At 71.6% G+C, this 18,541-nt stretch carries 20 protein-coding genes and 1 tRNA gene; 16 read left to right on the forward strand and 5 right to left on the reverse strand.

Going from position 1 to position 18,541, the window contains the following annotated elements:
* Positions 1–5: 5 nt before the first annotated feature.
* Positions 6–827, reverse strand: coding sequence for a class I SAM-dependent methyltransferase (locus tag V6R91_RS12965; protein WP_336395670.1), 822 nt, complete (start codon positions 825–827; stop codon positions 6–8).
* Positions 828–947: 120 nt separating this feature from the next.
* Between V6R91_RS12965 and V6R91_RS12970 the strand changes: the two genes are divergently transcribed.
* Entirely contained in the window at positions 948–1,691 is a 744-nt protein-coding gene (locus V6R91_RS12970; RefSeq protein WP_067248298.1) for a phosphoglyceromutase, read from the forward strand.
* 193 nt (positions 1,692–1,884) lie between these two features.
* On the opposite strand, the gene phoU is transcribed toward V6R91_RS12970, so the two are convergent.
* Positions 1,885–2,595: a phosphate signaling complex protein PhoU gene (gene phoU, locus V6R91_RS12975; RefSeq protein ID WP_067248295.1), complete on the reverse strand. Its 711-nt coding sequence runs from the start codon at positions 2,593–2,595 to the stop codon at positions 1,885–1,887.
* Between the two features lie 191 nt (positions 2,596–2,786).
* On the opposite strand from phoU, the gene V6R91_RS12980 reads away from it, so the two are divergent.
* Both V6R91_RS12980 and V6R91_RS12985 read left to right on the forward strand, forming a co-directional pair.
* The gene (locus V6R91_RS12980; protein WP_336395671.1) at positions 2,787–4,058 is read left to right on the forward strand and encodes a sensor histidine kinase; all 1,272 of its coding nucleotides are present in this window, start codon (positions 2,787–2,789) and stop codon (positions 4,056–4,058) included.
* Positions 4,055–4,738, forward strand: coding sequence for a response regulator transcription factor (locus V6R91_RS12985; protein WP_336395672.1), 684 nt, complete (start codon positions 4,055–4,057; stop codon positions 4,736–4,738). Before V6R91_RS12980 ends, V6R91_RS12985 begins: the two co-directional genes overlap by 4 nt.
* 63 nt (positions 4,739–4,801) lie before the next feature.
* On the opposite strand, the gene V6R91_RS12990 is transcribed toward V6R91_RS12985, so the two are convergent.
* Positions 4,802–5,359, reverse strand: a complete 558-nt coding sequence (locus tag V6R91_RS12990; RefSeq protein ID WP_067248285.1) for a DNA modification methylase — start codon at positions 5,357–5,359, stop codon at positions 4,802–4,804.
* A gap of 206 nt (positions 5,360–5,565) precedes the next feature.
* Here V6R91_RS12990 and V6R91_RS12995 point away from each other — a divergent pair, with 206 nt between their 5' ends.
* From V6R91_RS12995 to V6R91_RS13045, 11 genes are all read left to right on the forward strand, one after another.
* Complete coding sequence (locus V6R91_RS12995; protein ID WP_045250651.1) at positions 5,566–6,048, forward strand: CarD family transcriptional regulator; 483 nt, start codon at positions 5,566–5,568, stop codon at positions 6,046–6,048.
* Between the two features lie 110 nt (positions 6,049–6,158).
* Positions 6,159–7,391 (forward strand): 2-C-methyl-D-erythritol 4-phosphate cytidylyltransferase, encoded by a 1,233-nt coding sequence (ispD, locus tag V6R91_RS13000; RefSeq protein WP_336395674.1) that lies wholly within the window; start codon positions 6,159–6,161, stop codon positions 7,389–7,391.
* A 9-nt stretch (positions 7,392–7,400) separates the two neighbouring features.
* Positions 7,401–8,855 (forward strand): cysteine--tRNA ligase, encoded by a 1,455-nt coding sequence (cysS, locus tag V6R91_RS13005; protein WP_336395675.1) that lies wholly within the window; start codon positions 7,401–7,403, stop codon positions 8,853–8,855.
* Positions 8,848–9,870: a 23S rRNA (guanosine(2251)-2'-O)-methyltransferase RlmB gene (gene rlmB, locus V6R91_RS13010; RefSeq protein WP_336395676.1), complete on the forward strand. Its 1,023-nt coding sequence runs from the start codon at positions 8,848–8,850 to the stop codon at positions 9,868–9,870. The genes cysS and rlmB overlap by 8 nt, the downstream gene beginning before the upstream one ends.
* Positions 9,871–9,914: 44 nt before the next feature.
* Positions 9,915–10,547 (forward strand): trimeric intracellular cation channel family protein, encoded by a 633-nt coding sequence (locus tag V6R91_RS13015; protein WP_336395677.1) that lies wholly within the window; start codon positions 9,915–9,917, stop codon positions 10,545–10,547.
* A gap of 84 nt (positions 10,548–10,631) precedes the next feature.
* Positions 10,632–11,042, forward strand: a complete 411-nt coding sequence (locus V6R91_RS13020; RefSeq protein ID WP_336395678.1) for a DUF4383 domain-containing protein — start codon at positions 10,632–10,634, stop codon at positions 11,040–11,042.
* Between the two features lie 7 nt (positions 11,043–11,049).
* Positions 11,050–11,550: a hypothetical protein gene (locus tag V6R91_RS13025; protein WP_336395679.1), complete on the forward strand. Its 501-nt coding sequence runs from the start codon at positions 11,050–11,052 to the stop codon at positions 11,548–11,550.
* Positions 11,551–11,688: 138 nt separating this feature from the next.
* The gene (locus V6R91_RS13030) at positions 11,689–12,330 is read left to right on the forward strand and encodes an NAD(P)-dependent oxidoreductase (protein ID WP_336395680.1); all 642 of its coding nucleotides are present in this window, start codon (positions 11,689–11,691) and stop codon (positions 12,328–12,330) included.
* 12 nt (positions 12,331–12,342) lie between these two features.
* The gene (locus V6R91_RS13035) at positions 12,343–13,296 is read left to right on the forward strand and encodes a DMT family transporter (RefSeq protein ID WP_336395681.1); all 954 of its coding nucleotides are present in this window, start codon (positions 12,343–12,345) and stop codon (positions 13,294–13,296) included.
* A 133-nt stretch (positions 13,297–13,429) separates the two neighbouring features.
* Positions 13,430–14,140 carry a hypothetical protein gene (locus V6R91_RS13040; protein ID WP_336395682.1) on the forward strand — a complete coding sequence of 237 codons (711 nt, stop codon included), beginning with the start codon at positions 13,430–13,432 and terminating at the stop codon, positions 14,138–14,140.
* A 121-nt stretch (positions 14,141–14,261) separates the two neighbouring features.
* Positions 14,262–14,657 (forward strand): META domain-containing protein, encoded by a 396-nt coding sequence (locus V6R91_RS13045; protein WP_336395683.1) that lies wholly within the window; start codon positions 14,262–14,264, stop codon positions 14,655–14,657.
* 19 nt (positions 14,658–14,676) lie between these two features.
* Here the strand turns inward: V6R91_RS13045 and V6R91_RS13050 are convergent, their stop codons facing one another.
* Both V6R91_RS13050 and V6R91_RS13055 read right to left on the reverse strand, forming a co-directional pair.
* Positions 14,677–15,981, reverse strand: a complete 1,305-nt coding sequence (locus tag V6R91_RS13050) for a DUF4032 domain-containing protein (RefSeq protein ID WP_336395684.1) — start codon at positions 15,979–15,981, stop codon at positions 14,677–14,679.
* A gap of 82 nt (positions 15,982–16,063) precedes the next feature.
* On the reverse strand, positions 16,064–17,170 hold the full coding sequence (locus tag V6R91_RS13055) for an ABC transporter ATP-binding protein (protein WP_067248255.1): 1,107 nt from the start codon (positions 17,168–17,170) through the stop codon (positions 16,064–16,066).
* Between the two features lie 259 nt (positions 17,171–17,429).
* Between V6R91_RS13055 and V6R91_RS13060 the strand changes: the two genes are divergently transcribed.
* Entirely contained in the window at positions 17,430–18,392 is a 963-nt protein-coding gene (locus tag V6R91_RS13060) for a DsbA family protein (protein ID WP_336395685.1), read from the forward strand.
* A 67-nt stretch (positions 18,393–18,459) separates the two neighbouring features.
* A tRNA-Thr gene (locus tag V6R91_RS13065) sits at positions 18,460–18,532 on the forward strand.
* The last annotated feature ends 9 nt before the right edge of the window (positions 18,533–18,541 follow it).

The following is an 18,541-nucleotide window of genomic DNA, read 5'->3' on the forward strand; positions in this document are numbered from 1 at the left end:
GTTGCTCAGCGCGGTGCCACGGCCTCCCACGGCACGGTCAGCTCGCCGAGCCGCAGCCGCCCGCGGGGCGACTGCACCGGCCAGCCCGCGGACCCGAGAGCCGTCGCCGCCGCGAGGAAACGCTGCGTCGCCCCGAACGCCGACAGCGCGGCCGCGCGCTCCCATTCCCGGTCCAGGTCCGTCAGCAGCGTGTGGATCCTCTCGCCGGGGACGTTCCGGTGGATGAGCGCCTTCGGCAGACGTTCGGCGACGACGCCCGGATGCTCCAGGCCGGCGAGCCGCAGCGACAGCGTGAACCGTCGGGGCGCGCCGGTCGGATCCACGTCGACCCAGCTCGCGATCCGCCCGATCTCGTCGCAGGTGCCCTCGACGAGCAGTCCGCCGGGGGCGAGCCGGGCCGCCATCGTCCGCCACGCCTCGGCCACGTCGGCCTCGTCGTACTGCCGCAGCACGTTCATCGCGCGGATGATGGCAGGACGCCGGCCGTCCGGCACGGGGACCTCGAAGCCGCCGCGCGCGAACGAGACGGGGAGGTCCGGCGGGAACGGGCGCTCGCCTCGGCGCACCTGTGCGAGCTGGGCCTGCGCTGCGGAGACGCGTTCGGGGTCGAGCTCGAGGCCCTGCACCTCGGCGTCGGGGCGGACGCGCAGGAGGCGGGCGGCGAGCTCGAACGCGGTCACGCCGCTGGCGCCGTAGCCCAGGTCGATGACGAGCGGGTCGACGGCTCGGCGGAAGGCGGTGCTCGCGGCGATCCAGCGGTCGTTGCGGCGGAGTCGGTTCGTCCCGGTCGTGCCCCGGGTGGGGCGCCCCTGGGGAGACGTCGCCATCCCTCCATCCTGCCGTGATCCGGGCGAATCCCGAAGCGCGGTCCCGCGCTGGGAAGGACCGGCGACGCCGTGCGTCACGGCGTTCGGACGGCACCGGGGAGAAGTCCTAGGCTGGAGGGCATGACGCGCACCCTCATCCTGCTCCGTCACGGGCAGAGCGAATGGAACCAGCTCAACCTCTTCACCGGATGGGTCGACGTCCGGCTCACCGACCAGGGCAAGGCCGAGGCCCGCCGCGGCGGCGAGCTGCTGGCGGAGTCCGGGATCCTTCCGGACGTGCTGCACACCTCCCTGCTCAGCCGCGCGATCCAGACGGCGGACATCGCCCTCGACGCGGCCGACCGACTGTGGATCCCGGTGACGCGCTCCTGGCGGCTCAACGAGCGTCACTACGGGGCGCTGCAGGGCAAGGACAAGGCGCAGACGCTGGAGGAGTTCGGGCCCGAGCAGTTCCAGCTCTGGCGCCGGTCGTTCGACGTCCCGCCGCCGCCTCTCGACGACGACAGCGAGTTCAGCCAGGTCGGCGACGCCCGTTACGAGGGCATCGACGGAGAGGTGCCGCGCACCGAGTCCCTCAAGCTCGTCATCGACCGGCTCCTGCCGTACTGGGAGAGCGCGATCGTCCCCGACCTGGCGGCGGGCAAGACCGTCCTGGTCACCGCGCACGGCAACTCGCTGCGCGGGCTCGTCAAGCACCTCGAGGGGATCAGCGACGAGGACATCGCGGCGCTGAACATCCCCACCGGGATCCCGCTCGTCTACGAGCTGGACGACGAGAACCGCCCGACCGGGCCCGGCCGGTACCTGGACCCCGAGGCCGCCGCGGCGGGGGCCGCCGCGGTCGCCGCGCAGGGCAAGAAGTAGCCCGCCGCACGCACGACGTTGCATCCCGCCCCGACCGGTCCATCCGGCTCGGGGCGGGATTCGGTGTTTCGGGGCTCGCTTCGGGGCCGACGGGCACCGTGACGCGCCCCAAGATGCGAAGATCCGCCCCGAACCGGAAGGGAACGGGGCGGATCGAAGGCGGGCCGGGAAGGAGGGGCCGGGAAGATCCGGGTCAGGCGAGACCGGAGCCGGCCTCCGCCTCGGACTGCGCCTCGACGGCCAGCGCGATGTCCTCCTCGCCGACGGCCCAGTCGCCGGTGGCCAGGTAGACGACCTTCTTCGCGACGGCGACCGCGTGGTCGGCGAAGCGCTCGTGGTAGCGGCTGGCGAGCGTCGCGTCGACCGTGGCCGTGGCCTCGCCCTTCCAGTTGTCGCTGAGCACCTTCTCGAAGACGCGGGCGTGCAGTTCGTCCACATCGTCGTCGGAGTTGCGGATCGCGTCGGCCAGGCGCAGGTCCTGCGTGCGCAGGAGCTCGCTGAGCGTGCGGGAGATCTCGACGTCCAGCTCGCCCATCCGGGTGAAGGTGCCCTTGAGGCCCTTGGGGATGGCGCGCTCGGGGAACCGGTAGCGGGCGAGCTGGGCGATGTGCTCGGCCATGTCGCCCATGCGCTCCAGCGACGCGCTCACGCGCAGGGCGGTGACGACGATGCGCAGATCCCGCGCGACCGGCTGCTGGCGGGCGAGGATCTCGATCGCGAGCTCGTCGAGCTCGACGGCCCGCTCGTCGATCTGGGTGTCGTCCGCGATGACCTCGTCGGCCAGGGTGACGTCACTGGTCGCGAACGCCCGCGTCGCCTTGTCGATCGCGACGGTCACGAGGTCGGCGATCTCGACGAGTCGCGACTGCACGTCCTCGAGGGACTGGTGGAACACTTCGCGCATGAGGGCGCACCTTTCTCGATGTCGGGCGTCCGGCGGACGGGCGGGTCGACGGACGACCCGGCACACACGCAGCGATTGTGTTCGCCGAAGGTTAACGGTTGGTGCCCTGCACGTGAATAGTAGTCCGACAGCCCCCGCGAGGGCCGGGAAACCGCCGTTTCCGGGGGTGAACGACCTCTACGCTGGATCCCATGGACACCACGCTGCTGGCGCTTCTCGCCCTGGCCCTGGGAGTGGTGATCGGCGCAGGCGTGGTCCTCATGATCACCGCCGCGCTGCGCGCGCGGGCCGCCACGCGTGTGCAGACCTCGACCGCTCTTCCGGAGGGGCTCACCGCGGTGCTGGAGGCGATGGACGACGCCGCGTGCGCCGTGGATCCGTCGGGTCTCGTCGTCGCGGCCTCGGCCGCGGCCTCGCGGTTCGGGATCGGCATCGAGGCGACCCTGGACAACCCGGAGCTGCGCCAGCTCGCGCGGTCCGTCCGTGAGGGAGGCACGCAGACGCTCTCGCTGCGGCTCACCCGCGGGGGAGCGAGCCTGGATCCTCGTCTGGTCTCCGCCCGCGCGAGCCGGATCGGCCCCCGGCTCGTGCTCCTCATCATCCGCGACGTCACCGAGCAGGAGCGCCTCGACCAGATGCGCAACGACTTCGTCGCCAACACCAGCCATGAGCTGAAGACGCCCGTCGGCGCGGTGAGCCTGCTGGCGGAGGCCATCGAGTCCGCGGCGGACGACCCCGCGCAGGTCCGCGCCTTCGCCACCCGCATCTCCGCCGAGGCCGCGCGCCTCGGTCAGCTCACCGGCCGCATCATGAGCCTGTCCCGCCTTCAGTCCTCCGACGGCCTGGGCGAGTTCGCGCCGCTGGCGATCGACGAGGTGGTCACGGCCTCGGTCGAGGCGCACGTCGTGCAGGCGGACTCGGCCGGCGTCGAGTTGTCCCGCGGCGGCGACCGCGGCGTGTGGGTGCGCGGGGACGCCCAGATCCTCATCGAGGCGATCGGCAACCTCATCGCGAACGCGATCGTGTACTCGCCGCGCGGGTCGCGCGTCGGGGTCGGCGTCAAGGCCGACGGCGACGTCGTGGAGATCTCCGTGGCGGACCAGGGCATCGGGATCGAGGAGGCCGACCGGGAGCGGATCTTCGAGCGCTTCTACCGCGCCGACGAGGCCCGCTCGCGCCGCACCGGCGGCACGGGACTGGGCCTGTCGATCGTGAAGCACGCCACGCAGCGCCACGGCGGCGAGGTGCGGCTGTGGTCGCGGCCGGGGCGCGGATCGACGTTCACGATGCGCCTGCCGCAGATCCCCGCGCCCGAGCCCGAGGACGCCTCGGTCAAGAAGTCCAAGAAGAAGCCCAAGAAGAAGGATGCGAAGAAGCGCGGCGCCCGACCGACGCCGGCTGTCGCCGCATCCCGCCCCCAGACCGCGGCACCCGCCCGCGCCGACACGGAAGAGCACGCATGACCCGGATCCTTCTCGTCGAGGACGAGCCCGACCTCGCCGACCCGCTCGCCTACCTCCTGCGCCGGGAGGGATACGAGGTGGAGATCGCCGAGGACGGCCCCGCCGCCCTCGCGGCCTTCCGTGAGAGCGGCGCCGACGTCGTCCTCCTGGACCTCATGCTCCCCGGCATGCCCGGGACGGAGGTGTGCCGGCAGATCCGCGCCACTTCGACCGTCCCGATCATCATGCTCACCGCCAAGGACTCCGAGGTGGACATCGTCGTGGGCCTGGAGCTCGGCGCCGACGACTACATCACCAAGCCGTACTCGTCCCGGGAACTGCTGGCCCGCATGCGCGCGGTCCTGCGCCGCGTGGTGCAGGCGGAGAGCGAGCTCGACGAGCGCGTCCTGGAGGGCGGCAGGGTCACGCTGGACATCGACCGGCACACCGTCGCGGTCGACGGCGAGGTCATCAACATGCCGCTCAAGGAGTTCGAGCTGCTCGAGGTCCTCATGCGCAACTCGGGCCGCGTGCTCACGCGCGGGCAGCTCATCGACCGGGTGTGGGGGAGCGACTACTTCGGCGACACGAAGACCTTGGACGTGCACATCAAGCGCATCCGCTCGCGCATCGAGGCGAACCCCTCGGAGCCGGTCATGCTGGTGACCGTCCGCGGGCTGGGCTACCGCTTCGAGGCCTGACCGGCCGCGCCCGCCGACGACGAAGGCCCCCGGGAACGGGGGCCTTCGTCGTCGGTGCCGGGATCAGGACTCGGGGGTCTCGTCCGGGTTCGGGGTCTCGGCCGGCGCCGGGGTGGCCGGGGCGCTGGGCGTCGGGGCGGGAGTCGCGGTCGGCTTCGCGGAGGGCACGAGGTCCGCGTAGTACGGCAGGGTGCCGTCCAGCACGGGGACGCTGGCGAGCTCCCCCTCGGTGTCGCCGGACTGGAAGTACACCGGCAGGGTCGCGCCGGGCTTGGTGGCGATGCCGTCCAGGCGCAGCGGCGAGTCCTCCCCGCCGAGGCTGATGGTCTCACCTGCACGGAGGCGGATGGTGGCGGTCTCGCTGCCGTCGACCTGGATCGACAGCGTGGCGTCCTGAGTGGACACGTTGACCAGGCCGGCCACGAGGTTGCCCGTCTCGCCCTCCTCGTCGGCGACCACGAACGCATTGCGGACCACGACGGGGCCGTCGCCCTTCACGTTGACGCCGTCCGAGGCGGAGTACTGGATCGTCGTCGCCTGGGGCGAGATCATCGAGCACCCGGTGGCGCCGACGATGACGAGGGCGCTGAGGGCGACAGACGCAGCAAGGCGCGATTTCACGGGTCCTCCTGAGGTACGACGTGGTGATCCGCCGTCCATTCTAGGGCTTTCGCGGAGCGCGCCCGGGATGCACGGTCCTCGCCGGCTCCCGTCGCGCGGAGAGACGCGGCTCCACCGGGACGGAACGGCCTTCGGCCGACGTGCTCGGCAAACCCTAGTGCATGTCCGCTGTGGTATCCTGGAGATTGCCGAAAGGACACGACTTTATGCTTTTTGAGGTTGGCGAGACCGTCGTCTATCCGCACCACGGCGCCGCGACGATCATCGAGGTCAAGGACCGCGTGATCAAGGGCGAGACCAAGAAGTACCTGAAGCTCAACGTCACGCAGGGCGACCTCATCATCGAGGTCCCGGCGGAGAACGTCGATCTGGTGGGCGTTCGGGATGTGATCGGCCAGGAGGGACTGGACCGCGTGTTCGAGGTGCTGCGCGCCCCGTTCACGGAGGAGCCCACCAACTGGTCCCGCCGCTACAAGGCCAATCTGGAGAAGCTCGCCTCCGGCGACGTCATCAAGGTCAGCGAGGTCGTCCGCGACCTGTGGCGCCGCGATCAGGACCGCGGCCTGTCCGCGGGCGAGAAGCGCATGCTCGCCAAGGCGCGTCAGATCCTCACGTCCGAGCTCGCGCTCGCGGAGAAGATCGACGAGGAGAAGGCCGGATCCCTGCTCGACGAGGTCCTCGCGTCCTGACGAACGGATTCCCACGAAGGGCGGATGCTTCGGCATCCGCCCTTCGTGGCGTCTGCGGGCCCGCCGCCGCGATCGTCCGCGGCAAGGGCGCGTCCACTAGCGTGTGATCCGTGGCCGTCTCCGCATCCCCGCCCGCGCTCCTGCCCGTACCCCGTGTCGCGATCATCGTCGTCGCAGCCGGTTCCGGAACACGCCTGGGCGCCGACGCTCCCAAGGCGTTCGTGGGCATCGACGCGCGCACGATCCTGCGCCATGCGCTCGACGGCGTGTTCGCCGCGGCGCCCGCCCAGGTCGTGATCGTCGCACCGCGCGGCTACGAGGGCGAGGCGGAGTCGGACGCGTTCGCCGCGGCGGGCGAGCGCAGGGACCTGGTGCGCGTCGTGACCGGCGGGGCCACGAGGCAGCAGTCCGTCGCCGCCGGGCTCCGCGCGCTGTGGGGGGATGTCGAGACCGTGCTCGTGCACGACGCGGCGCGGGCGCTGACGCCGCCGGAGACGATCGACGCCGTGCTCGCCGCCGTGCACGACGGAGCCGGCGCCGGAGTGATCCCGGCCCTGCCCGTCGTCGACACCTTGAAGCGCGTGGCCGGTGACGACGTCGTGGACGTGGTGGACCGGGAGACCCTCGCCGCCGCGCAGACGCCGCAGGGGTTCCCGCGCGCCGCGCTCGACCTCGCCTATGCCCGCGCCGCCGCGGACGGCATCGAGTACACGGACGACGCCGCGCTCTTCGCCGCGGCCGGTCACCCCGTGCGCCGCATCCCCGGGTCGGCCCGCGGGTTCAAGATCACCACGCCGGAGGACCTCGAACGCGCTCGCCGTCTGCTGGCACCCGCCCCCGGGGTCGTCGGTCACGGGGCGCCGCGGATCGGGATCGGCACCGACGTCCATGCGTTCGGCGGAGAGGGCAGCCTCTGGCTCGCGGGCATCGAGTGGCCGGACGAGCCGCCGCTGTCGGGGCACTCGGACGGCGACGCCGTGGCGCACGCGATCGTGGACGCGCTGCTCGGCGCCGCCGGCCTGGGCGACATCGGCGCGCACTTCGGCACGGACCATCCGGAGTTCGCCGGGGCGCACGCGGACGTCTTCCTCGCCCGCACGCGGGAGATCCTCGCCGAGGCGGGATATGCCATCGGCAACGTCTCCGTGCAGTTCCAGGGCAACCGGCCGCGGTTCAGCCGCCGCAGAGCCGAGGCGGAGCAGGCGCTGTCCGCGGCCCTCGGGGGGGCCCCGGTCGCGGTCTCGGCCACGACGACCGACGCCCTCGGCTTCCCCGGTCGAGGGGAAGGAATCTCCGTGACGGCGGTCGCCCTCATCCACGGGCCGGGAGCCGCCGCCGAGTAGTCTTGAGCGGTGACCCTCCGCCTGTACGACACGCGCGCGCAGCAGCTGCGCGACTTCACGCCCCTCGACCCCGAGAACGTGACGATCTACGTGTGCGGACCCACTGTGCAGTCGGGACCCCACATCGGGCACGTGCGCGGCGCTCTGAGCTTCGACATCCTGCGCCGGTGGCTTGCGCGCACCCACGGCCGGGTCACGCTCGTGCGCAACGTCACGGACATCGACGACAAAGTGCTCGCCAACGCGACGCCCGAGGAGCCGTGGTGGGCTCTCGCCTACCGGATGGAGCAGGAGTTCACGGCCGCGTACGCCGCGGTGCGCATCCTGCCGCCCACCTACGAGCCGCGCGCGACCGCCTCAGTGCCGCAGATGCAGGAGATCATCGCCCGCCTGATCGAGCGCGGACACGCCTACGCGGCGGAGGACGGCTCCGGCGACGTGTACTTCGACGTGCGGTCGTGGCCGGAGTACGGGGCGCTCACTCGGCAGTCCGTGGACGCGATGGAGGACGCCGCGGATGCCGATCCGCGCGCGAAGCGCGCGCCGCAGGACTTCGCCCTGTGGAAGGGAGCCAAGCCCGACGAGCCCGCCGACGCGACCTGGGCCTCGCCGTGGGGGCCGGGGCGCCCCGGCTGGCATATCGAGTGCTCGGCGATGTCCCGGCGCTATCTCGGCGCCGACTTCGACATCCACGGCGGCGGACTCGACCTGCGCTTCCCGCACCACGAGAACGAGCTGGCGCAGTCGACCGCGGCAGGGGACGGGTTCGCCCGGTACTGGGTGCACAACGGGCTGGTGACCGTGGACGGCCAGAAGATGTCGAAGTCCCTCGGGAACTTCACGCTCGCCGCGGACGTCCTCGCCGCGCACGATCCGCTCGTGGTGCGCTACGCCCTCTCGGCCGCGCACTACCGGTCGAGCCTGGACCTCACCGACGCCTCCTGGGCGGAGGCGGAGGCGGCTCTCGGCCGCATCCGCGGCTTCCTGGAGCGCGCGCAGCGGGCCTCCGCGCGGAACGAGGCCCGGCGCCGCGCCGCGCCGGAGGAGGCGTCGGCCCCCGAGAACACGGAGTACATCCCCCTCGTCCCCGTGGAGTTCGCGCGGGCGATGGACGATGACCTCGGCGTGCCCCAGGCGCTCGCGGTGCTGCACGATCGCGTGCGGCGAGGCAATCAGGCGCTCGATGACGGCGACGACGCGGCCGCGGAGCGCGCGCTGATCGAGGTGCGCGCGATGGCCGAGGTGCTGGGCGTCGATCCGCTGGCCCCCGAGTGGGGCTCGGAACGGGGCGGCGCCGAGGCGAGCGCCCTCGACGCCCTCGTGCAGACGATGATTGCCCAGCGCGCCCAGGCGCGGGCGGAGAAGGACTGGCCCGCGGCCGATCGCATCCGCGATGCGATCGCTGCCGCGGGCATCACGCTGGAGGACTCTCCGGCAGGAACCCATTGGAGCATCGATGGCTAAGCCAGGCCGCCCCGGAGCGGGCAACAGCAAGAAGAAAGGCCCTCAGAAGGGCACCGGAGGACACAGCCGCAAGGCGCTGGAGGGGAAGGGCCCGACGCCCAAGGCGGAGGACCGCGCGTGGCACGTCGCCGGCAAGCGCAAGGCCGCCCAGGAGCGGTACGCCGCCGCCGGAGGTCGCGGCAAGCCCGGCCAGAAGCCGTCCGGGTCCAACCCGAACCGGGCCGCGGGCCGCGGCGGAGGCAAGGCGGCTGCGAACGACACGGAGACCGTTACGGGTCGCAACTCGGTCCTGGAGGCGCTGCGCGCCAAGATCCCGGCCACCACGATGTACATCGCCCAGCGTGTCGAGATGGACGACCGCGTGAAGGAGATGCTCGCGATCGCCCGCCACCGAGAGATCCCCGTGCTGGAGGTCACCCGTCAGGAGCTGGACCGGATGGCCGGGTTCGACGGGGTGCACCAGGGCGTCGCGCTCAAGGTCCCGCCGTATGAGTACGCCCATCCGCAGGACCTGCTGGAGGAGATCATCGACCGGGGCGAGACCCCGCTGCTGGTCGCCCTGGACGGCGTGACGGATCCACGCAACCTCGGTGCGATCATCCGGTCCACCGCGGCCTTCGGCGGGCAGGGGATCATCCTGCCGCAGCGCCGTTCGGCGAGCGTGAACTCGGCGGCGTGGAAGACCAGCGCCGGAGCGGCCGCGCGCATCCCGGTCGCGCTCGCGTCGAACCTCACGACCCAGCTCAAGGAGTTCAAGAAGCAGGGCGTGTTCGTACTGGGCCTGGACGGCGGCGGCGACGTCTCCCTGCCGGCGCTGGAGCTCGCGGACCGTCCCGTCGTCATCGTCGTCGGATCCGAGGGCAAGGGACTGTCGCGGCTGGTGACGGAGACCTGCGACCAGATCGTGTCCATCCCCATCTCGGCGGCGACCGAGTCGTTGAACGCGGGGATCGCCGCCTCCGTCGCGCTCTACCAGGTGGCGACGCTGCGCGCGCCCGCCGGCACCGGGGACTAGTCGTGGCCGCGGCGGGGGAGACGCACATCGCGTTCCCTCGCCGTGTGCGGGACGCCCCCGGACTGCCGCCGAGGGTCTTCGACGCGATCGACGTCGCGGCGACCGGCCTGTTCGGGCTGGAGGGGGCCTTGGCCGCGGCGCACGTGGGGCTCGACGTGCTCGGGGTCGTCGTGGTGGGGTTCCTCGTGGCCCTCGGGGGAGGGATCCTCCGGGATGTGCTGCTGGGCGATCTGCCTCCGGCGGCGTTCCGGTCGCCCGTCCGGATCGTCGTCGCCTTGGCCGCCGCCGTCCTCGCGTTCGTCGCTTTCGCGACGATCGACACGGTGCCGACGGCGGTGCTGGCCGTCCTGGACGCGGTGGGCATGGCCCTGTTCGCCGCGACCGGCGCCCAGAAGGCGGTCGAGCACGGCATGAGCCTCTGGGTGGTCGGGGTGCTGGGGACGCTCACCGCGACCGGCGGCGGCATCCTCCGGGACGTGCTGCTGGGCCGGACCGCGCTGGTGCTGTCCGAGAGCGTGTACGGCACCGCCGCTCTTCTCGGCGCCGTGCTCGCCGGCGTCCTGCTGCGCACGACGCCGATGCCGCGTCTCGCGCTGCTCCTCGGCTTCGTCTCGGCAGCGGCTCTGCGCATCGCGGCCTACTTCGCGGACTGGCAGCTGCCGCGCATCGACGGCTGACGGCCGCCAACGCGCACATCCGATCGGCGCATGGCTCCGAACCTTCGGTGAGCGGCACTCGCCGCCACGACGAAGGAGGAAATCATGCGTACGTCCCCGAACCGTCTCATCGCCGTCGTCTTCGGCGCCGTCTATGTCCTCGTGGGGCTGCTCGGCTTCGCGGTCACCGGCGGCGTCTCGTTCCTGGCCACCGAAGGAGGGCTGCTGCTGGGGATCTTCATGGTCAATCCCCTGCACAACGTGGCGCACATCCTGATCGGCGCGGCCCTGCTGGTCGCGGGCCTCGTCTCCGTGCGCGCGGCGAAGGCCGTCAACATCGTCGTGGGCGCCGCGTACCTGCTGCTGGGCATCGTCGGGTTCTTCCTGGTGGGGACCGCGGCGAACGTGCTCGCGCTGAACACGTTCGACCACGTCCTCCACCTGGCCAGCGCCGTCCTGCTCCTCGCGGTCGGTCTGGGGAGCGAACGGGCGACGACGCGCGTCGCACGGGCCTGATCCGACGATGGTCGCCGCCCTTCGGGCCTGGCCGGCGCTGTTCGCCGGGGGCAGCGGTCTCCTGCACCTTTCGCTCGGAGCCTCCCTCGCGCAGGGCATGGTGACCATGCCGCGGACCGTCGTCCTCGTCCTGCTCCTGATCCTGGGCGCGGCCGAGCTCGCGTGGGCGGGAACGAGCCTCCGCGCGGGGCGTCCGGTCGCGCCGCGCGCGGCAGCGGGGGCGTCGTCGGCCGGAATCGTGCTGGGAGGGGCGGCGATCGTCGCGGGGGCATCGCCGTTGGCCGTCGGCGCCTCCTGCGCCCTGGTCCTCCTCGGAGTGGGGCTGATGGCGCGGTCGCGATCCCGGCGGTCTGCCCGTCAGGACGGACCCGGACGCGCGACCGTGGCGACCGCGGTGGGCGCGGTGCTCGTGGCCGCCCTCGTGACGCCCGCGCTGTCGACCGTCTCGGCCCCGCCGGACGGCGCTCGAGGATCGGTGTCGGTGCCGGATCACCACGGCGGCCATTGACCGTCGGCGGCTGCTCCGGAGCGCACCGTGCTTGGACGAGAGCGCATCGCCTCGATATTCCGCGCCGCAGGCGGAATAGCGAGGCGGTGAGCGGACTTGATCCTTGCGTATTCTGAGTCACAGATCGAAAGGAACACCATGGCCCGCATCGTCGTCATCGGAGGGACCGGCTACGCCGGCGCACACATCGTCGCCGAGGCGGCGAGCCGCGGGCACGAGGTCGTCTCCGTCTCCCGCAGCACGCCGGCCGCTCCCGTGGAGGGCGTGCGCTACGTCAACGGCGACGTCCGTGACGTGGCGGCCATCGCCGGGGAGCTCGAAGGCGCCGACGCCGTCGTGTCGGCCCTGTCGCCCCGCGGCGACATGGAGAACGCCGTGCTCGACGTGCTCCGCGACCTGATCGCGCGCCTCAGCAGCACGCCCACCCGTCTCGGCGTGGTGGGCGGGGCCGGCGGAAGCCTGGTCGCGCCGGGCGGACCGCGTCTGATCGATCAGGACTTCCCGGAGGAGTACAAGCACGAGGCGCAGGTGGGGATCGACTCGCTGGAGCTCCTGCAGGCGGCGGACGCCGGTCTGGACTGGTTCTTCATCCACCCCGCGGAGGTCTTCGGCGCCTGGGCCGAGGGCGAGCGCACGGGTTCCTATCGTGACGGCGGCGACGTGATCGTCCGCGACGACGAGGGCAAGTCCTTCATCTCGGGCGCCGATTTCGCCGTGGCCGTCGTCGACGAGATCGAGACGCCGAAGCACTCCCGCGGTCGCTTCACCGTCGGCTACTGAGGCCGCGGCGACGTGGGCTCCTCCTCATCGTCGCGCCCGCGTCTGCGCTGGACCGGTCTTCGCCGGCAGGAGGCCGCCCTCATCGCCATCACGGCGGTGTGGGGCGGCACCTTCCTCGTCGTCCACCTCGCGATGGAGCACAGCGGGCCGATGTTCTTCGTCGGGCTGCGCTTCGTCACGGCGGGGCTGCTGAGCGCGCTGATCTTCCGCCGGGTGCTGCGCGGGATCCGTCTCCGTGAGATCGCCGCGGGGGCGTCGATCGGCGCGGCGATCTTCCTCGGGTACGGTCTGCAGACGGCTGGCCTGCAGACCATCGACTCCAGCACGTCGGCGTTCATCACCGCCTTCTACGTCCCGCTCGTGCCGCTGCTGCAGTGGCTCGTGTTCCGGAAGGCCCCGCGGGCCATGGCGATCGTCGGCGCCGCGCTCGCGTTCGTCGGACTCATCCTCGTCGCCGGTCCCGGCGCCTCCGGCCTCCGCCTCGGTGAAGGTGAGATCCTCACCCTGCTGAGCACGCTGCCGATCGCCGGTGAGATCATTCTCATCGGCCTCTTCGCCGGGCGATACGAGCTGGGTCGGCTCACGGTCGTGCAGCTGCTCACGGCCGGGGTCCTGGGGTTCGCCGCCATGCCCCTGGTCGGCGAGGCCTTCCCCGCGTTCTCGTGGGTATGGCTGGCCGCGGCCGTGGGGATGGGGGTCGCGAGCGCGGTCATCCAGCTCACGATGACATGGGCGCAGCGCACGGTCTCGCCCACGCGCGCCACGATCATCTACGCCGGAGAGCCCGTCTGGGCAGGGGTCGTCGGTCGGATCGCGGGGGAGCGCCTGCCGCTGCTGGCCCTCCTCGGCGCCGCCTTCATCGTGGCGGGCACCCTCGTCAGCGAGCTCCAGCTCCGTCGCCGCCCTCCGGCCCCCGCCGAGCGGTCCGCGCCCACAGTCCCGGGGGCGAGCGCAGACGGACAGTGAGGTGTGGCGTGCGATTCTCGCGGCCCGGTCTCGCTTTCGCCTTGTGTCGCTGCTATTTTCGGCTCAGGCGGGACTTCTGGCTGGTGAACACTCCGCCTGATCCTCCTGATACCCCTGACCCAGGGAGTCAAAGATGACATCCGTCCGAACCCTCCTCCCGGCGATCGCGGCCACGGCGGGCGTGCTCGTCGCTCTCGGGGTCTCGGTGGCCTCGGTCCGACCTTCGGAGGACGGATCGGCGACGGAGGATCCGGTGCTGTTCGTTCCCGCTGCTCCGGTGACGGGCGCCGGTGTCCTCCTCCCGCCTGAGGGGACGGGTACGCGTGCGATCACCGCGGAGGAGATCGAGGCCATGGACCAGGGGTCCGGCCGGACCGGGGTGCAGCCCTGGTCGATGGCCTTCGCCGGCATCGTGGACCGACTCCGCACGGACTTCCCGGACGACTTCGGGATGTCGCGGCTCAACCCCGACCTGCGATCCGCGTCGGTGTCCTTCGTCGGTGACATCCCTGCCGAGGTGCCGGCGCTCTTCCAGGAGCTGGGCGGTGTGGAGCTTCACGGCGGCTATGGCGTGAGGGAGCGCGAGTACCAGGACGCTGCGGCGGATCTCTTCCAGCTCCTCTTCGAACGGAACGCCGCCGAGGCGTCCTTCCAGACGTATGCGGAGCCGGACCGCCGGGTGATCGTCGTCGAGTTCGGTCCGGTGCGCGTCGGAGAGACGGTGTCCGAGGAGTCCCGTCGGAAGATCGCGGAAGACGCGCGCGCTGTCGTGCTGCCGGAGCGCTTCACCCTCGAGTTCGCCCCGAAGGAGCACCCGGTCTTCATCGTCGCCGAGTCCGATTGAGACGATCCCGTTCCGCGAGACGCTCCAGAGTGAGAGCGCCGCGCCGGCGATGCTCAGGAGGAAACGGTGGTGTCGGATGATGATTCGGTCAGGACGACGATGTCTGCCTGCGACGATCGGCGTGGCAGCCCTGCTCGTGATCACGGCGTGCACGGCGCCTCCCGTGGAACCGCGCCCCACCGTCACACCGGTGCCGACGCCGACGACCGTGCATCGTCTCGTCGGCGAATGGGTATCGGCCGATACGCCGTCGGTGCGCCTCCGCGTGGACGCGGATGGGAGCGTCGTCGGGTTCGACGGCTGCAACACGTGGAGCGGGACGTGGAAGCCGGGAGGCGGGTGGGTCCGTGACGAGGACAGTCTCCGTCTGGAGTTCGGCATGAGTACCGAGGCGGGGTGCCCGGAAGGCGTCACGCCGTGGCTAGGCTACGCGGATGCGGCGTATCTCGACGGGTCCACGCTGCGTCTCACGGGGGCGGCCGACGGACCGGTCGGGGACCTCCAGAGGGACGACTGACCCGGGTCTGCGGTCCGGGTCAGACGAGGTCGCGCCAGTCGATGGCGTCGGTGTCGTCCGACACCGGGACGGCGCCGGTCACGACGGGCAGGGACATCGTCTCGGTCGGCGGCCCCATGATCGTCGCCTCGTCCCTGCGGTGGCGCAGCACGTCGTTGATGTACGACGTGAGCACCTCGGCCAGGGCCACCGAGCGACCGCGGGCCTGGGACATGTACCACCGGTGCTCCAGCACCTGGTGGAAGACCTCGGCGGGTTCGAGCTTGGCACGCAGGTCGTAGGGGATCGCGCGGACGACCGGTTCGAACACGCGCGTCAGCCACTCGTGGGCGTACATCTCCTCGTCCGCCCACTGCTTCGTCGACCGGGCGCGGAACTCGTCCAGGTCGTTGAGCAGCCGTCGGGCCTGGTTCTCCTCGACGTCGAGCCCCGTGAGGCGGATGAGCCGGCGCTGGTGGTGCCCGGCGTCGACGACCTTCGGCTCGATCTCCACCCGGGTGCCGTCGGCCGTGGTCTGGATCGACATCTCGCCGATGTCGAAGCCGAGCGCGTTGAGGCGTTCGACGCGCTCGGTGATCCGCCAGGTCTCGCCGGCCGCGAACGACTCCTGCTCGGTGAGCGCCGCCCAGAGAGCGCGGTAGGAGGAGACGATCCCGTCCGCGATGGCGACCGCGTCCACCCCGTGCTCCAGGCGTCCGCCCGCGGCGAGGTCCATGATCTCGCCGGCGATGTTTGTCCGGGCGACGTCGAGGTCGTGCGCTCGCTGCCCGTCGGTGAGCCCGGTCTCGTGCAGCTCGCCGGTCTCGGCATCCACGAGGTAGGCGGCGAAGGCGCCGGCGTCCCGACGGAACAGCGCGTTGGACAGGGACACGTCGCCCCAGAAGAAGCCCACGTTGTGCAGCCGCACGAGCAGGAGCGCCAGCGCGTCCACCAGGCGTGTGGCGGTGTCGGGGCGCAGCACCCGGGTGAACAGCGCTCGGTACGGCATGGAGAAGCGCAGGTGCGAGGTGACCAGCGCCGCCGGGAGCGGCTCCCCCCGATCGTCCGTCCGCCCGGCGATCACGGCGACGCGGGACACGCACGGCACGTCCAGGCGGGCGAGGTTGCCGAGCATCTCGTACTCCCGGCGAGCCATCTCCTCCGTCGTCTCCTTCACCGCGACGACGGTGCCGGAGAGATCGGCGAACCGGACGAGGTGGCGGGAGAGGCCCTTGGGCAGGGACACGATGGCCTGCGAGGGCCATTTTGCCAGCGGAAGGGACCAGGGAAGAGCCAACAGGCCCGGATCGACCGTGCTCGCGGTGATCGTCAGCGACTCCTGCATGCGCTCTCCCTTCCCCTCCATCATCCCGGAAACACGACGCGGCGCGGGGGACCGGAGTCCGCCCGCGCCGCGCGCAGTGAGGTCAGGCCGCCGAGACGATCGGCTTGTCGTTGAGACGGTCGCCGGACTCGATGTCGAAGGCGTGCACGTGGCCGGGGTTGGCGGCCAGCGTGACGGTCTCGCCCGCGTTCGGGTGGTTGCGGCCGTCGACGCGCGCCACGAGGTCGGTGCGCTTGCCGTTGATCTCAGTGTGGCCGTAGAGGTAGCCGTCGGCGCCGAGCTCCTCGACCAGGTCGACGACCACGGACAGGCCCTTGCCGTCGGCGGGGCCGACGGTGATGTCCTCGGGGCGCACGCCCACGGTGACCTGCGAACCGGTCGCACGGCCCACGGTGTCGCGGTCGAGCGGGACGACCTCGGTGCCGAACTGCACGCCGCCCTCGGCGAGATCCGCCGAGAAGAGGTTCATGGCCGGGGAGCCGATGAATCCGGCGACGAACACGTTGTTCGGCTTCTCGTACAGGTCGCGCGGCGAGCCGACCTGCTGGAGCAGGCCGTCCTTGAGCACGGCGATCCGGTCGCCCATGGTGAGCGCCTCGGTCTGGTCGTGCGTGACGTAGACGGTGGTGACGCCGAGACGACGCTGCAGCGACGCGATCTGCGTACGGGTCTGGACACGGAGCTTGGCGTCCAGGTTCGACAGCGGCTCGTCCATGAGGAACACCTGCGGCTGACGGACGATCGCGCGGCCCATGGCGACACGCTGGCGCTGACCGCCCGAGAGGGCCTTCGGCTTGCGGGTCAGGTACTGCTCGAGGTCGAGGAGCTTCGCGGCCTCCAGCACGCGGGCCGCCCGCTCCTCCTTGCCGACGCCGGCGATCTTGAGCGCGAAGCCCATGTTCTCGGCCACGGTCATGTGCGGGTACAGCGCGTAGTTCTGGAAGACCATCGCGATGTCGCGGTCCTTCGGCGGGACGTCGGTGACGTCGCGGTCGCCGATGAGGATGCGGCCGGCGTTGACCTCTTCGAGACCGGCCAGCATGCGCAGCGACGTGGACTTTCCGCAGCCGGAGGGGCCGACGAGGACGAGGAACTCGCCGTCGCCCACCTCGAGGTTCAGCTTGTCCACGGCGGGGCGGGTACCCCCGGGGTAGAGACGGGTCGCTTCGTCAAAAGTGACAGATGCCATCTGCTTTTCTCCTTCACCGGCAGGTACGTGCCGGACGATCCTTCGTGATGGAAGCGGCGGGGGTGAGCCGCCGTGGCCCGTCATCGGGCCAGGCTCAGTATGGCACGCGGCGGGGCCGCCGGTCCATCGTCGTCGCCGACGCGTCCAGGTCCCGTTCCGGCGCCGTCTGGGTTTTTCCCAGCCTGCCTGGCTAGCATCGACGACGGTGCTGCGAATGCAGCCGAGGGGAGCGGATCCCCGCCGAGTCTCAAGAGGAACGATGTCGAGCGACGAAACGCCGAACGTCCCCACCCGCCACTCGCGTGACGCGGTTCGGGAGAAGGCACAGCAGGTGCACGCCAAGCAGTCCCGCGCACGGATCATGCGACGGGTGATCATCGGGCTCGTCGCGGTGGTCGCCGTCGGAGCGGCGGGGACGGCCGTGGCCTGGGCGGTGGGCTCCGCGGTGTCCAAGCCCGAGCTGCGCCCCTCGAACATGTCGGAGGACGGCGTCGTCGTCCGCGACGCGGCCGTGACGGCGACCTCCACGGACGCGACGCCGACGCCCACTCCGAGCGAGGCCGCGCCGACGGCCGGGGAGACCGCGACTCCGGCGCCCGAGCCGACGAGCACGGCCGCCGCCGGGGCGGTGGACATCCACATCTACGTCGACTACTTGGCCTCGGCCGCGGGAGAGTTCGAGAAGGCGAACGCCAAGCAGCTCAACGGCTGGATCGAGCAGGGCGCCGCGACGGTCTCGTACCACCCGGTCGCGCTGCTCACGGCGAACTCGAACGGCACGAAGTACTCGCTGCGCGCCGCCGCCGCGGCCGCCTGCGTGGCCACCCACGCCCCTGACCAGTTCTACTCGTACAGCCACGAGCTGCTGGCGGACCAGCCGGCGCCGGACACGGACGGCAAGACGGATGCGGACCTCGCCGACATCGCCGACTCGGTCGGCGTCGACGACCTCAAGCAGGTGCGCTCCTGCATCGAGGGCAAGGACTACGTCGGCTGGGCCAAGGACGCCACCACCCGGGCCCTCGAGGGGCCGCTTCCCGGCTCGAAGGACCTCGTTCTGACCGACGCGTTCACGGTGCTCGTGAACGGCCAGGCGTACACCGGCGCTCTGGACGATCCCGCCGAGTTCTCGCAGTTCGTCCTCTCCGTCGCCAGTGACGCGTACTACGGCGCTCCCGAGCCGACGGACGCTCCGGAGCCCACGCCGACGCCGAGCTCCTGAGAACGGCCCGCGCACGCCGGGCGGGCCCCGGCCGATAAGCTGGTTCGGAGGCCGCTCGAGGGCCGATGCCGACTTAGCTCAGCTGGTAGAGCACCTGTCTTGTAAACAGGCGGTCGCGGGTTCGAATCCCGCAGTCGGCTCCGACGACG

The sequence above is a fragment of the Microbacterium sp. CCNWLW41 genome (assembly GCF_037083505.1).

Bases quoted from the DNA above. Each gene is read 5' to 3' on its own strand.
- V6R91_RS13030 (WP_336395680.1), top strand. From the start codon at position 11,689: ATGGCCCGCATCGTCGTCATCGGAGGGACCGGCTACGCCGGCGCACAC.
- V6R91_RS12995 (WP_045250651.1), top strand. From the start codon at position 5,566: ATGCTTTTTGAGGTTGGCGAGACCGTCGTCTATCCGCACCACGGCGCC.
- V6R91_RS13020 (WP_336395678.1), top strand. From the start codon at position 10,632: ATGCGTACGTCCCCGAACCGTCTCATCGCCGTCGTCTTCGGCGCCGTC.
- V6R91_RS12970 (WP_067248298.1), top strand. From the start codon at position 948: ATGACGCGCACCCTCATCCTGCTCCGTCACGGGCAGAGCGAATGGAAC.
- V6R91_RS12965 (WP_336395670.1), bottom strand. From the start codon at position 827: ATGGCGACGTCTCCCCAGGGGCGCCCCACCCGGGGCACGACCGGGACG.
- rlmB (WP_336395676.1), top strand. From the start codon at position 8,848: ATGGCTAAGCCAGGCCGCCCCGGAGCGGGCAACAGCAAGAAGAAAGGC.
- V6R91_RS13055 (WP_067248255.1), bottom strand. From the start codon at position 17,170: ATGGCATCTGTCACTTTTGACGAAGCGACCCGTCTCTACCCCGGGGGT.
- V6R91_RS13025 (WP_336395679.1), top strand. From the start codon at position 11,050: ATGGTCGCCGCCCTTCGGGCCTGGCCGGCGCTGTTCGCCGGGGGCAGC.
- phoU (WP_067248295.1), bottom strand. From the start codon at position 2,595: ATGCGCGAAGTGTTCCACCAGTCCCTCGAGGACGTGCAGTCGCGACTC.
- V6R91_RS13050 (WP_336395684.1), bottom strand. From the start codon at position 15,981: ATGCAGGAGTCGCTGACGATCACCGCGAGCACGGTCGATCCGGGCCTG.
- V6R91_RS12985 (WP_336395672.1), top strand. From the start codon at position 4,055: ATGACCCGGATCCTTCTCGTCGAGGACGAGCCCGACCTCGCCGACCCG.
- V6R91_RS13060 (WP_336395685.1), top strand. From the start codon at position 17,430: ATGTCGAGCGACGAAACGCCGAACGTCCCCACCCGCCACTCGCGTGAC.
- V6R91_RS12980 (WP_336395671.1), top strand. From the start codon at position 2,787: ATGGACACCACGCTGCTGGCGCTTCTCGCCCTGGCCCTGGGAGTGGTG.
- V6R91_RS13040 (WP_336395682.1), top strand. From the start codon at position 13,430: ATGACATCCGTCCGAACCCTCCTCCCGGCGATCGCGGCCACGGCGGGC.